The sequence below is a fragment of the Pedobacter sp. genome (assembly GCF_046462515.1).
Lineage (GTDB): Bacteria > Bacteroidota > Bacteroidia > Sphingobacteriales > Sphingobacteriaceae > Pedobacter.
Map to the genome: position 1 here is coordinate 219,820 of NZ_JBKGVD010000008.1, position 14,065 is coordinate 233,884.

Genomic DNA, 14,065 nt, shown 5'->3' on the forward strand with positions numbered 1-14,065 from the left:
ACTTTTGTCATGGAAGCTCAAAGTGTATTGAAACAAGCGCTCTGCTATCATTGCGGCGATGAACTTAACCTCTCAAAAATCACCTACGATGAGAAGGAATTTTGCTGTATAGGCTGTCGTAATGTTTATCAGTTCCTGTATGAGAACAATATGTGTAATTATTACGCATACAATGATAATCCCGGTAGTAGGATTGCCGAATTAGGCCATTTTGAATATTTAGACGAACCCGCTATTGCTCGCCAGCTTATCGATTATACGGATAAAGAAAATACCATTGTTACTTTTTATATTCCTGCCATACATTGCAGTTCATGCATATGGCTTTTAGAACATCTTTATAAGATTGACCGGGCCATTTTTAATTCACGTATAGATTTTTTAAAAAAAGAGGTTACGATTAGTTTTAAGCACCAACAGATTTCTTTGCGTAAGCTGGTAGAAATTCTTGCTGGCATAGGTTATGAACCACTTATTAGCTTGCAAGATGTTGTAAAAGAAAAAAGTAATTCGGTAAATAAAAGCCTGATCCTTAAAATTGCCGTGGCAGGATTTTGCATGGGCAATGTAATGCTTTTTGCTTTTCCTGAATATTTCGGGTTAAGTGAATTAGAAAAGAATTTTCAGCATTTATTTGGCTGGTTAAATCTCGCTTTTTGTATTCCGGTTACCTTTTATTGCGCCAGAGATTATTTTAAATCGGCAATTACCAGTTTAAAACATGGTATGGTTAATCTGGATACGCCATTGGCTTTGATTATAGCGGTACTTTTTATCCGTACAGCTATAGCGGCAATATTTAATACGTCAAGTTTTGCAGATACTTTAACTGGTTTGGTTTTCTTGTTACTGATGGGCAAGTGGGTAAAACAACGTACTTATCATCATATCTCTTTTGATAGAGATTATCGTTCTTATTTTCCTATTGCCATTAATGTTTTAAAAGAAGGTAAAGAAAAACCTACTTCTATTAATGAAATACAGGTAGGTGATCGTTTGTTGATCCGTAATGGAGAGTTGATCCCAGCAGATTCTATTCTGCTAAAAGGAGAAGCTTGGCTGGATATGGGTTTTGTAACAGGAGAATCAGAGCCCCAGCAAAAAGTATTGGGAGAAATTGTATATGCCGGAGGCAGGCAGATGGGAGAAGCCATTGAATTAGAAGTGGTAAAACCAGCTTCTCAAAGCTACCTTACCGGATTGTGGAACAAAGAAAATTATAAAACCAATAGCAAAACCACCAATTTTAACGATAGTGTGGCTAAGGTTTTTACGATTGTAGTTTTTGTAATTGCATTTGCCTCTGCCGGATATTGGTATTATTTCAATGATACCCTAAAAGCATGGTCGGCATTTACATCGGTAATTATTGTTGCCTGTCCTTGTGTAATAGCCCTAAGTACACCTTTTACCTTATCTGCAATTTTATCTGTGTTTGATAAAAAGGATTTCTACGTAAAGAATACAGAAACTGTAGAACAACTGGCTACTTTTAATACCATTGTTTTCGATAAAACAGGTACACTTACCAGTACAGAGCAAGCCAATATATATTTTAGCGGTACATTAAACGAGCATGAAGAAACGCTTGTAGCTTCTTTATTGTATCAATCATCACATCCTTTAAGCAGGCAGGTGTTAAAAACACTCAAGGTTAATAAAATACTGGAAACCGAGCATTATGAAGAAGTTCCGGGAAAAGGTCTGAAAGCAATTGTTGATGGCATAGAGGTATTTGTGGGTAGCAAAAGAATGATGCCCTTTAGCATTGATTCAAGAGAAAACGGGGGGGTACATATTGTGATTAATAATGAATACAAAGGTTGCTATAGCGTAGAGCAGCAATGGCGTAAAAACCTTAGTCAACTGATCAGTAAACTACAATATAAGTTTAAACTGGCCTTACTTTCAGGAGATACCAATAAGGATGAGCAATACCTGAAACTTATTTTTGGCGAGCATATACAGATGCTGTTTAACCAAAGCCCTCATGAGAAATTGAACGCCATTAAACAGAAACAGTTTCATGGCGAAAAAGTAATGATGTTAGGTGATGGCTTAAATGATGCTGGCGCACTTAAACAAAGCGATTTTGGTATTGCCGTAACAGATAACATTAACAATTTTACACCGGGGTGCGATGCGATTTTAAAAGGAGATTCGCTCCATTATCTGCCCAACTTTATACAGCTGGGTAAAGATGGCCTTAAGACTATAAAAATATGTTTTGCTATTGCCCTGATATATAATTGCGTGGGATTATTCTTTGCCGTACAAGGTACTTTATATCCTTTAGTAGCGGCTGTATTAATGCCCATTAGTACCATAACCATTATTAGTTTTACCAGCGTGGCAACAAGATATTTTGCCCGCAAAAATAATCTGATATGAGTATATTATACTTTTTAATTGGCTGCAGCATCTTAATGGCTCTTATCTTTTTACTGGCTTTCTTCTGGTCATTAAAAAACGGTCAGCATGATGATGTACATACGCCGGGTATCCGCATTTTATTTGATGATGAAGTAACTGACGAAAAATCTGATAAAGATCATATTTCTCAGTAATCAGGGTCATCAGCCATGCTACAAACTAAAAATAACTTTGCTATATAAAATCCAATTAATTTTCTATTAAACTATGCAGCTAGAAAAATTTACTTACGACAACAAGATTGTACGCAATTTTGGACTTGCTACCTTGGTCTGGGGTATTATTGGAATGACGGTGGGACTCTTGGTGGCCATGCAGTTGTTCAAGCCCAGTATGAACTTAGGTAATCAATACACCACTTTTGGACGTATCAGGCCTTTGCACACCAATGCCGTGATATTTGCTTTTGTGGGTAATGCCATTTTTATGGGTGTTTATTACTCTTTGCAACGTCTGCTCAAAACAAGAATGTTTAGCGATGTATTGAGTAAAATCCATTTCTGGGGCTGGCAGCTGATCATTGTTTCGGCTGTGATTACTTTGCCTTTAGGGCTTACCTCATCACACGAGTATGCAGAGCTTGAGTGGCCTATTGATATTGCCATTGCCATTATTTGGGTAGTTTTTGGTATCAATATGTTTGGTACTATCATTAAAAGAAGAGAGCGCCATTTGTATGTAGCCATATGGTTCTATATTGCAACCTTTGTTACTGTAGCCGTATTGCATATTGTAAATTCTTTTCAGCTGCCGGTTTCATTATTTAAAAGTTATTACATTTTTGCGGGCGTTCAGGATGCTTTGGTACAATGGTGGTATGGACATAATGCAGTAGCATTTTTCTTAACTACACCCTATTTAGGTTTAATGTACTATTTTCTTCCCAAAATGGCTAACAGACCTGTGTACTCATACAAACTGAGTATTTTACACTTCTGGTCATTAATCTTTATCTATATCTGGGCAGGTCCCCACCACCTATTATATACTTCTTTGCCAGGATGGGCACAATCATTGGGTGTTGCTTTTTCAGTGATGCTGATAGCACCAAGCTGGGGTGGTATGATCAATGGTTTGTTAACGTTGAGAGGTGCATGGGATAAAGTACGTGAAGATGTAACCTTGAAATTTATGGTAGTTGCGCTTACCGCTTATGGTATGGCAACCTTTGAAGGACCTATGTTATCCTTAAAACAAGTTAACGCTATTGCTCACTTTACCGACTGGATAGTTGCCCACGTACACGTTGGAGCTTTAGGATGGAACGGATTTTTAACCTTCGGTATTTTATACTGGTTAATCCCTCGTATGTATAAAACAGAGTTATACTCTAAAAAATTGGCTTCATTCCATTTCTGGATAGGTACTTTAGGTATTTTGTTTTATGCTATACCTATGTACTGGGCAGGCTTTACGCAAGGTTTAATGTGGAAAGAATTTTTACCGGAAGGCTTACTTAAATATCCAAACTTCTTGTCAACCACATTACAGATCATTCCAATGCATGTTTTACGTTCAATTGGAGGCGGTTTATATCTTGTAGGCGCATTGGTAATGACTTATAACTTAGCTAAAACCATGTTAAAAGGCAAACTGGTAGCTAATGAAGAAGCAGAAGCTATGCCGCTGCCTAAAATTGTAACAGAAACAGATCCTGCCGATAAAAAATGGCACCGCGTGTTGGAGCGTAAACCAATGAAATTTATGGTAATCTCTCTCATTGTAATCTTGATAGGTGGAATGGTAGAAATGATGCCAACTTTTACCATACAATCAAATGTACCTACTATTAGCAGCGTTAAACCTTATACCCCGCTTGAGTTACAGGGGCGTGATCTTTATATAAAAGAAGGTTGTGTGAACTGTCACTCGCAAACGGTAAGACCTTTCCGTTCAGAAACAGAACGCTATGGGGAATACAGCAAGGCAGGAGAATTTGTTTATGACCATCCGTTCTTATGGGGAAGTAAACGTACTGGACCAGATTTGCATCGTATAGGTGGAAAATATTCAAATGCATGGCATTATAACCACATGCTGGATCCAACTTCTATGTCGCCGGGTAGTATCATGCCTTCTTATCCATGGTTAATTGAACAAAAGTTAGATACAGCAAGCACGGCAGCTAAAATAAGAGCTATGCAAACCTTAGGTGTACCTTACAAAGAAGGATTTGACAAGATTGCCAACCTGAAACTAATGGAACAGGCAGAAGAAATCGTGACAGACCTTAAACAGAATAACATCAATGTTAAAAGCGATCGCGAAATAGTTGCCCTGATTGCTTACCTGCAGCGCTTGGGCACAGATATTAAAATGAATAAAGGAACTATACCATCAAACCAGTAAGATTATGTTTAAGCAGATCAAAGATTTAGCAGGAGGCGAATTGTACTTAATTACCTCTTTATTAATATTCATGGTGTTTTTTGTACTGGTAGGTATCTATCTTTTTAAGATGAGCAAAAAACACATAGAACTCATGCGCAATTTACCTATAGATGAACCTCAAATTAACCCATATGAACAAGATTAAGTTTAGTATATTGTTTTCATTCATTGGATTTTCGGCATTTGCACAGACAGGTGCCGCAATCCCTGAAGCAGCAGCGGCTCCGGCAGGTGGTAGCCTGAGTATTACTGAAATACTTGTAATTGTTGCATTAATTTTTGCTGCACTGTCATTGTGGGTTACAGTAATACTTTACAGAACGTTTAAACTCATTTACGAAGAACAGAAAAATCCTAAGCCTTATCATGCACCTGAAAAGGTTCAGAAATTAGAATATGATGAGTGGAAGAAACAACACAAAAAAACACCTTCTATTTGGGATAAGCTGTTAAGCCTGAAGCCTATAGAGCAGGAAAAAGACCTTGAGATACCCCATGCTTACGATGGTATTAAGGAATTAAATAATCCTGTGCCAGCTTGGTTCAATGTGCTGTTTTATGGAACCCTGATTTTTGCAGCGGGTTATCTATACTATTACCATATAGGAGGGTATGGACAAAGGCAAGATGATGAATATGCCACAGAAATGGCTAAGGCAGATGAAGAAAAACGTAAATTCTTGGCAAAATCTGCCACCAGTGTTGATGAAAATACGGTTAAGGTAGATGAAAGCCAAATAACAGTAGGTAAGGGTATATTCGATGCCAATTGTGTGGCTTGCCATGGAGAACATGGTGAAGGATTGGTAGGGCCTAACTTAACAGATGAGTATTGGTTACATGGAGGAAGTATCAAAGATATTTTTAAATCAATCAAGTATGGTATTCCTGAAAAAGGAATGGTAAGTTGGGAGAAAAACATGAGCTCGGCTAACATCAGTGCTGTAGCCAATTATATTTTATCATTACAAGGTACTAAACCAGCCAATGCCAAAGCACCACAAGGTGTAAAATATGAACCTGAACAGGAAGAAGCAGCAGAAACCAAAAATTAGTTGTTTTGAAAGGCAAAGAGAAAAATACCAGAGGTAAAGGAAGAAACTTTATTTACCCTAAGAAACCATCGGGTAAATTATATACACAACGTAAATGGGTTAGTTATGTTCTGCTTTTATTTTTATTTGCTTCGCCTTTTGTAAAATATAAAGGCGAGCAACTGGTATTGCTCAACTTTCTGGAACGTAAATTTGTATTCTTCGGATTGATTTTTACGCCTCAGGATTTTTATCTTTTTGCTTTGGCCATGCTTATATTCATTCTTTTTATCGTTTGTTTTACGGTAATATTAGGCCGTTTATGGTGTGGCTGGGCTTGCCCGCAAACCATTTTCATGGAAATGGTGTTCAGGCGAATAGAATATTGGATAGAAGGCGATGCGAACCAGCAGAGAAAACTGGATGCTCAACCCTGGAATACCGAAAAGATTTTTAAAAAAGGAATAAAGCATCTGATTTTTCTGCTCATATCATTTCTCATCGCCAATACTTTCTTGGCATATATTATCAGTTCAGATTCTTTGTATAAAATCATTTCTGAGCCAGTGAGCGAGCATTGGGTAGGTTTTGCGTCTATATGGCTTTTTACCTTCGTGTTTTACATGGTTTTCTCTTATGTAAGAGAGGTGGTATGTACTGTAATTTGTCCTTACGGACGTTTGCAAGGCGTTTTACTGGATAATAAAAGTTTGGTTGTGGCTTACGATGTTACCCGAGGGGAGCCAAGAGGAAAAATACATAAAGGGGTAGAAGAACAAAAAGGAGACTGTGTAGATTGCGGCTTGTGCGTGCAGGTATGTCCAACAGGTATAGATATTAGAAATGGAACACAATTAGAGTGTGTAAACTGTACGGCCTGTATAGATGCCTGTAACGATGTGATGCTAAAGATTAACCGGCCGGAAAATCTGATCGGTTTTTATAATCAGGATTACATCAATACCAGAAAGCCCTTTAAACTGGGGTTAAGGGCATATGGTTATGCCGTAGTACTTGCCGTGGTAATCTTAGTGTTTTCATCATTGATTTATAAAAGACAAGATGTACAGACTACCGTTTTAAGAGCCAGTGGTACTTTATACCAGATGAGACCAGATGGTTCTGTAAGCAACCTATATAATGCCGAGCTGATCAATAAGACCAATAAGGATATTGTGTTTGAATTTAGGTCTGCTAATACAGATGATCAGATACAAATTATCAGAGGTACAAATATATTACCTAAAGAAAGTACAGTTAATCTTACCTTCTTTTTAATTAAGAACCCTAAAAACATAAGTAAATATAAAACAGAGGTTGATTTTGAGGTGAAATCTAATCACAAGGTAATAAGCACAACTACGACTACTTTTTTTTCACAACCACAATAATAATTAAACTATAATTCAAGATGAACTGGGGAACAAAAATAATTTTAGGCATGATTGCATTTATGCTTTTTATAGTAGGTATGGTTGTATATATGTTTAAAATTAATGATGATGATGCTTTGGTAGAAAAAGATTACTATGAAAAAGGAATCAATTATGATCAGGAATATGATGCGCAAAAGAACACTTTAGACGATAATTTTGTTCCTAAAATAGAGATAACAAGTACGCAGATTATTATACAGTTAAAAGAAGCTGCCAGTAGCTATAAATTAAAAATACTAAGGCCTTCGGCAGCCAAAGAAGACATTAACCAAGAAGGCATTCCTGTAGGAGACCATAATATTATTTTAGTAGATAAAACCAAGATGTCGCCGGGTTTGTGGGTGCTTTCATTAGAATGGAAATCTAATGAGAAACCTTATTTATACAAAAAAGATATAACACTGTGAATTATTTATCGCTTGCTTTTTTAATGGGTTTTTTGGGGAGCTTACACTGTGCTGTAATGTGTGGGCCCATTGTATTAGGGCTTCCTATGCAAAATAAAACCCATTGGCAGGCTATTTTGCAGCTGTTATCTTATCAGTTGGGCAGGATGTTAACTTATATGTTCCTGGGTTTGTTTGCAGGTATTTTGGGCAATACACTTAAACTGATCATTAATCAGGATACATTGAGTTTAATAATCGGTATTATGCTTATTGCTTTTGTGTTGCTGCAACTGAGTGGAAAATACAACCATAAACTCAGTAGCTGGCAGTTAAAGATTGTTTCTCCAATAAGTAGCTTCATGTCGCTTGTTTACCGTTTACCTTTATGGGGATTTTTTGCCGGGATGTTAAATGGATTAATCCCCTGTGGTATGGTATACCTGGCTTTAGCCACAGCAATTAATACATCAGATGTACAACATTCAGTAACATTTATGTTGTTATTCGGTTTAGGTACTACGCCTTTAATGTTAACCATTTCTTTAGGAGGGGTATATCTTAAAAGATATATTAAAGTTAATACCAATAAGCTTATCCCTTGGTTTACAGTATTTATTGGTGTTATTTTTATCTTGCGTTCAGCAAATTTGGGCATACCTTTTATCTCACCAGTTATTCATAATGAACCTGGTACAGTTGTAAACTGTAAGTGAAGAAATAAAATACTAACTATTAGGTATTTTTTTCTCCATTTTAAATCTCCATTTTTGTTGTACTACCAAATATTAACATGATCAAGAAAAATAACCGCTCTATAATTTTAGCACTAGCCATTTTTTTATTTTTTAGCTGCGAGAAAAACGAAATTAATGAAGGATTGGGCTCTTACGCTTTAGCTATCAATAATGTAAAACAATCTGCATTGCAATTAAATATCTTTATTGATGATGAATTTAAAGAGGTTTTTACTGTAAAACCTGGCAGGGCTACACATGTTTCAGATTGTGATGATCTGAATAAGCCGGATCAAATCGCAAACAATTATATCATTTCCAGTATTGCGTCTGGCAAACATAAGATAGAGATTAAAGATCAGGATGGGACTGTTCTAAAATCGCTAAGATTTACAATTGGTAATAAAACATGCGTTATTCAGAAAGTAGATTTTAACTAGGGTGTATTGAGTTAACGATTTTTTTATAATCAAGGTTAATAAAAAACAGGAAATATGCTTTCAAGTATTTCCTGTTTTTTTAAGCTAACTCTTTTTATAAAGACAGAAGTCTGGATTTAATCAGCTTCTACTTCTTCTTGGTACATTTCATTTATAGCCTGTGCATATTTTTTCTCTACCACACGGCGTTTAACTTTTAAGGTTGGTGTAATTTCACCTTCTTCTATACTAAAAGGATTGCGCTTAATCTTAAAGTTTTTAATGCGCTCAAACTTGGCCAGCTCATTTGATATTTTCTTGATATCGGTAGCCATCCAATCAATAATCTCTTTATCTTCTATAAAATCGTCAGGTTTCTGGAAGAAATCTTCTTTCAAGTTGAAAGTTTCTTGCAGAGTTTCTTTATTAGGAATAATGATTGCGGTAATATATTCCTTTTTATCGCCAATCAAAAACAGCTGGTCTATTTTCGGACTTTTTAAGTAAGTGTTTTCTACAGGAGTAGGATAAACGTTTTTACCATAAGCATTTACGATCATGTTCTTGAGCCTATCGGTAATTTGTAGGTTACCTTTGTAAAAACGTCCTATATCGCCAGTATGAAACCATTTATCCTTATCAATGGCTTCGGCAGTTTCGGCAGGTTTATTAAAATAGCCTTTCATTACACAATGTCCACGTACAATGATTTCACCCTCCTCACATTCAAAATTCTCGTTAAAAGTATCGTGTGTTTGTATGGTCACCATTTTCTTATCTTCAACGTTCTGTATACCTATTTCTATGCCCGGAATTACACGGCCTACCGTTCCATATACCTGTCTGTGGTATTCGGTTACCGACATTACCGGAGAAGTTTCTGTTAAACCAAAACCTTCTAATATTTTAATACCCAGATCACCAAAAAACTCACCCACATTTTTAGGCAATGCCGCACCGCCCGATATCATAAATTTTAAGCGGCCGCCAGTTTTTTCTTTAATCTTACTAAAAACAAGCTTCTCCGCAATAGCCTTTTCTGCACTCAAGATAATACCCGGTGTTTTTCCAGCTTCTTTAGTTGTACGATAGCTGTTGCCAATTTTTAAGGCCCAGTTAAATATCTTGGCTTTTACACCTCCTGCAGCCGTACCCGATTTTATGGCCTTATCATGTATACGTTCAAGTAAACGTGGCACACAGCTCATTACTGTAGGTCTTACTTCGCCCATATTCTTGGCCAGTAACTCTAAGCTTTGCGCAAAAGCAATTTTACAGCCCTGTGCACAACAAACATGATAAGTAGCCGTACGCTCAAATACGTGCGATAAAGGCAAGAATGAAAGAAATGTTTCGGTTTCATCTATTACAGGGATTTGCTGCAAGCAAACTTTAACGTTCTCTACAAAATTATAATGGGTAAGCATTACACCTTTAGGCGTTCCTGTTGTGCCAGAAGTATAAATCAAAGATGAAACATCATGAGGCAATACTTCGGCTCTGCGCTGGTCTATTTCAGCACTACGTTCAGGTGTAACTATAGTATTTAGTATATTTTGATACGAGATGATCTCGGCTTTCACATCATCAGGAACAATTATTTTTCCATAATCGGCAAAAGCAGGAATAATGTATTTAAGCTCGGCGCAATTATCGGCAATTTTTAATATTTTCCTGTATAGAAAAGGATTGCCCACGAGGATGGCTTTGATACCAGAATCGTTAACGATATAAGCAACTTCTTGCTCAGATAAGGTAGGATAGATGGAAACATTGATTACCCCAATCTGCTGGATGCCTTGATCATAATATACATATTCAGGAGAGTTTTCTATCATTAAGCCCAACCTGTCGCCTTTGGCAATACCTTTTTCTAAAAAGAAAGCAGAAACAGCATCTGCTCTGGCTAATGTTTGGGCAAAAGATATTTCTTCCCATTCGGCACCTTTCTTATGGATTAAGAAGGTTTCTTCGGGTTTATGGATATTTTTTACAACATTGCGTAATAAAGACGGAACAGTAGAAAACTCATTAAATGCTACCATATTAAATTACTGGGTTTGGTTTAATCGACAATGATAAACTATTGTGATTAATAATACAAAATGTAGAGCTTTTTGTTGGTAAAAATGTAGATGCTTTAAAAAGAAAAAGGCATCGTTTGTGTACGATGCCTATACTATAGTTTATTAATATATTAAACAGAGAAACTTTCTCCACAACCGCAAGTGCGGCTTGCATTAGGATTTATAAAGTTAAACCCTTTTCCGTTAAGGCCATCACTAAAATCTAGTTCAGTACCGGCCAGGTACAGAAAAGATTTCATATCTAGAGCAACCTTAACGCCATTATCTTCAAAAAACTGATCGCCTGTTTTCTCTTCGTTATCAAAATCCAGGTTATAAGATAATCCCGAACATCCCCCGCCTTTAACAGATACACGTAAAAAGTAGTCTGCTCCTAAATCGGCATCCTGCATCAGGTGTGCAATCTTATCTTTTGCTTTATCGGTTATAGTAATCATCTTTGTAAGATTTTAGACTTAAGATATGAGATTTAAGAAATGGAAAATATTTCAAATCTAATTCTTTTATCTGATTAATGGTGTGATTTTGGTAATTCCAATGCTTCCAAACCATTTTTTACACGGTAATCGTTAATAGCCGATTTAATTGCATCTTCTGCCAATACCGAGCAGTGGATTTTTACCGGAGGTAAAGCCAGTTCTTCAACAATATCCATGTTATCAATAGTTAAAGCCTCATCAATAGATTTGCCTTTTAACCATTCTGTTGCCAATGAAGAAGAAGCAATTGCAGAACCGCATCCAAAAGTTTTAAATTTTGCATCGGTAATTACATTATTGTCATCTACCTCTATCTGTAAACGCATTACGTCGCCACACTCTGGAGCACCAACTAAACCGGTCCCCACATTTTTTGAATCTTTATTTAAAGTACCAACGTTGCGAGGGTTGGTATAATGATCGATTACTTTTTCTGAATATGCCATGATATTTACAATTTGTGATTTTAGATTGATGACTTACCTATCCAAAATCAGATTTTTTATCTTTTTATTTTAGGTGATTTACAAAATCAATTGCGCTTCGTAAATCTAAAACTTAATTCGCTTAGTGTTCCTGCCACTCAATTTTACTCAGGTCAATACCGTCTTTGAACATCTCCCAAAGTGGAGAAAGGTCTCTAAGATGGTTTACTGCGTTCTTGGTGTTTTCTATGGCATAATCTACTTCTTCTTCAGTAGTAAATCTGCCTAAGCCAAAACGAATCGAAGAGTGTGCCAAATCATCAGATAGGCCTAATGATTTTAATACGTATGAAGGTTCTAAAGAAGCAGAAGTACAGGCCGAACCTGAAGATACTGCTAAATCTTTCATCGCCATCATTAAACCCTCGCCCTCAACATATTTAAAAGAAATATTAGCTACATGTGGTAAACGATGTTCTTTATTACCATTTACATAGCTTTCTTCAAGGCTTAATAAAGCGTTTTCAAGTTTATCGCGTAATGCAGATAAACGTTTAGCTTCTTCGTCCATTTCTAAACGGCATAATTCGCAAGCTTTACCAAAACCAACAATACCAGGTACATTTAAAGTTCCTGAACGCATACCGCGCTCATGACCTCCACCGTCCATTTGTGCGGTTACTTTAACTCTTGGTCCTTTTCTGCGTACATATAAAGCACCAATCCCTTTAGGGCCGTACATTTTATGTGCACTGAAAGCCATTAAGTCAATACCATCTGCATTTACATCAACAGGTATTTTTCCTACCGCCTGTGTAGCATCTGTCATGAACAACGCACCGTGTTTATGTGCAATGGCCGATATTTCTTTAATAGGTTGAACTACACCAATTTCATTATTACCGTACATAATCGAAACAAGGATCGTTTCAGGGGTCATAGCGGCTTCTAATTCCTGTAAATCAATTAACCCGTCTTCTTTAACATTTAAGTAGGTTATCTTAGCACCTAATTTTTCAAGGTGTTTACAGGTATCAAGTACAGCTTTATGCTCGGTAGTTGCAGTAATAATGTGATTACCTTTATCGGCGTACATTTCAAAAACGCCTTTAATGGCTAAATTATCAGCTTCGGTTGCGCCTGATGTAAAAATAATCTCTTTATCTGTACAACCAATCAATTTAGCTACCTGTTCGCGGGCATAATCTACAGCTTCTTCTGCTACCCATCCAAAAGCATGGTTTCTGCTGGCTGCATTACCAAATTTGTTGGTAAAATAGGGAAGCATAGCTTCTAATACCCTCGGATCTAATGGGGTAGTGGCATTGTTATCTAAGTAAATTGGAAGTTCCATTATCTCTAATTCTTTAAATCGTACACAAAGATACGAAAAAACTTTTCCAACTATTATAAATAATACCTATGAACATATAGATAAATGATGCATTTTTACATTGTAATAACCTTTAGTTTAATGAACAAGATAGAACATATAGGCATTGCGGTACGTAATCTGGATGAAAGTATAAGCCTTTACGAAAAGCTTTTGAATACAACTTGTTACAAGACAGAGACTGTAGTTAGCGAACATGTAGATACCGCCTTTTTTTTAAGCGGCCCTAATAAAATAGAACTATTGGCCAGTACAGAACCAGATGGGGTAATTGCCAAGTTTATAGAAAAGAAAGGAGAGGGCATACATCATATTGCTTTTGATGTGGAAGATATACATGCAGAAATGGAACGTTTAAGAAGCGAAGGCTTTACATTACTTAATGAGCGGCCTAAAAAAGGAGCAGACAACAAACTGATCTGTTTTGTTCATCCTAAAAATACAAATGGCGTACTAATTGAACTTTGCCAGGAAATCAGATGAGTGATATTAAAGCATTGATCAGTCTCGTTTCTAATGATTTTGAAGTAGAAGATAATTGTTCTGAAGCGCAATTGAGAGCGGCATTAATTAAGGTTTTTGAGTACCTTGTAGAAGATAATTTTAACAAATTGCTGCAAATTCTGTACAGAGCAGATGTAGATCAGTATAAACTCAAAGAACTACTTGAAAATACACCCGATAAAAGTTCGGCAGAAATCATAGCTGATGCTTATCTAAACCGACAAAAAGCTAAAGTAGAATTCCGTAAAAAATACAGCAGGTAGGCTTATGATTAAGGCTTTTAAGTGGAGGTTGAACAGCTTATGGTAGAAGTTATAAGCTAAAATTATTAATTTTGAGTT

General features: G+C 36.4%; 15 protein-coding genes. 11 read left to right on the top strand and 4 right to left on the bottom strand.

Annotated features, from left to right (window positions below):
• The first annotated feature begins 9 nt into the window (after positions 1–9).
• The 9 genes from ACLHG9_RS08955 to ACLHG9_RS08995 all read left to right on the top strand — a co-directional run bounded on the left by ACLHG9_RS08955 (position 10) and on the right by ACLHG9_RS08995 (position 8,857).
• Positions 10–2,391 (top strand): heavy metal translocating P-type ATPase, encoded by a 2,382-nt coding sequence (locus ACLHG9_RS08955; protein ID WP_410221156.1) that lies wholly within the window; start codon positions 10–12, stop codon positions 2,389–2,391.
• Entirely contained in the window at positions 2,388–2,567 is a 180-nt protein-coding gene (ccoS, locus tag ACLHG9_RS08960) for a cbb3-type cytochrome oxidase assembly protein CcoS (protein WP_410221157.1), read from the top strand. Before ACLHG9_RS08955 ends, ccoS begins: the two co-directional genes overlap by 4 nt.
• Positions 2,568–2,640: 73 nt before the next feature.
• On the top strand, positions 2,641–4,782 hold the full coding sequence (ccoN, locus tag ACLHG9_RS08965; RefSeq protein WP_410221158.1) for a cytochrome-c oxidase, cbb3-type subunit I: 2,142 nt from the start codon (positions 2,641–2,643) through the stop codon (positions 4,780–4,782).
• 4 nt (positions 4,783–4,786) lie between these two features.
• On the top strand, positions 4,787–4,969 hold the full coding sequence (locus ACLHG9_RS08970) for a hypothetical protein (RefSeq protein WP_410221159.1): 183 nt from the start codon (positions 4,787–4,789) through the stop codon (positions 4,967–4,969).
• Positions 4,956–5,879 carry a cbb3-type cytochrome c oxidase N-terminal domain-containing protein gene (locus tag ACLHG9_RS08975; RefSeq protein WP_410221160.1) on the top strand — a complete coding sequence of 308 codons (924 nt, stop codon included), beginning with the start codon at positions 4,956–4,958 and terminating at the stop codon, positions 5,877–5,879. The genes ACLHG9_RS08970 and ACLHG9_RS08975 overlap by 14 nt, the downstream gene beginning before the upstream one ends.
• 5 nt (positions 5,880–5,884) lie before the next feature.
• Positions 5,885–7,249, top strand: a complete 1,365-nt coding sequence (ccoG, locus tag ACLHG9_RS08980) for a cytochrome c oxidase accessory protein CcoG (RefSeq protein WP_410221161.1) — start codon at positions 5,885–5,887, stop codon at positions 7,247–7,249.
• Positions 7,250–7,269: 20 nt separating this feature from the next.
• Positions 7,270–7,701 carry a FixH family protein gene (locus ACLHG9_RS08985; RefSeq protein WP_410221162.1) on the top strand — a complete coding sequence of 144 codons (432 nt, stop codon included), beginning with the start codon at positions 7,270–7,272 and terminating at the stop codon, positions 7,699–7,701.
• Between the two features lie 23 nt (positions 7,702–7,724).
• Complete coding sequence (locus ACLHG9_RS08990; RefSeq protein ID WP_410221702.1) at positions 7,725–8,396, top strand: sulfite exporter TauE/SafE family protein; 672 nt, start codon at positions 7,725–7,727, stop codon at positions 8,394–8,396.
• Between the two features lie 77 nt (positions 8,397–8,473).
• On the top strand, positions 8,474–8,857 hold the full coding sequence (locus ACLHG9_RS08995; protein ID WP_410221163.1) for a hypothetical protein: 384 nt from the start codon (positions 8,474–8,476) through the stop codon (positions 8,855–8,857).
• A 116-nt stretch (positions 8,858–8,973) separates the two neighbouring features.
• Here the strand turns inward: ACLHG9_RS08995 and ACLHG9_RS09000 are convergent, their stop codons facing one another.
• The 4 genes from ACLHG9_RS09000 to ACLHG9_RS09015 all read right to left on the bottom strand — a co-directional run bounded on the left by ACLHG9_RS09000 (position 8,974) and on the right by ACLHG9_RS09015 (position 13,181).
• Entirely contained in the window at positions 8,974–10,881 is a 1,908-nt protein-coding gene (locus ACLHG9_RS09000) for an AMP-dependent synthetase/ligase (protein ID WP_410221164.1), read from the bottom strand.
• A gap of 152 nt (positions 10,882–11,033) precedes the next feature.
• The gene (locus ACLHG9_RS09005) at positions 11,034–11,360 is read right to left on the bottom strand and encodes a HesB/IscA family protein (protein ID WP_410221165.1); all 327 of its coding nucleotides are present in this window, start codon (positions 11,358–11,360) and stop codon (positions 11,034–11,036) included.
• A gap of 74 nt (positions 11,361–11,434) precedes the next feature.
• Positions 11,435–11,848: a Fe-S cluster assembly scaffold IscU gene (gene iscU, locus ACLHG9_RS09010; RefSeq protein ID WP_243363021.1), complete on the bottom strand. Its 414-nt coding sequence runs from the start codon at positions 11,846–11,848 to the stop codon at positions 11,435–11,437.
• Between the two features lie 121 nt (positions 11,849–11,969).
• Positions 11,970–13,181 (bottom strand): IscS subfamily cysteine desulfurase, encoded by a 1,212-nt coding sequence (locus ACLHG9_RS09015; RefSeq protein WP_410221166.1) that lies wholly within the window; start codon positions 13,179–13,181, stop codon positions 11,970–11,972.
• Between the two features lie 120 nt (positions 13,182–13,301).
• On the opposite strand from ACLHG9_RS09015, the gene mce reads away from it, so the two are divergent.
• Positions 13,302–13,703 carry a methylmalonyl-CoA epimerase gene (gene mce / locus ACLHG9_RS09020; protein ID WP_410221167.1) on the top strand — a complete coding sequence of 134 codons (402 nt, stop codon included), beginning with the start codon at positions 13,302–13,304 and terminating at the stop codon, positions 13,701–13,703.
• Positions 13,700–13,987 (top strand): hypothetical protein, encoded by a 288-nt coding sequence (locus tag ACLHG9_RS09025; RefSeq protein WP_410221168.1) that lies wholly within the window; start codon positions 13,700–13,702, stop codon positions 13,985–13,987. Before mce ends, ACLHG9_RS09025 begins: the two co-directional genes overlap by 4 nt.
• Positions 13,988–14,065 lie beyond the last annotated feature (78 nt).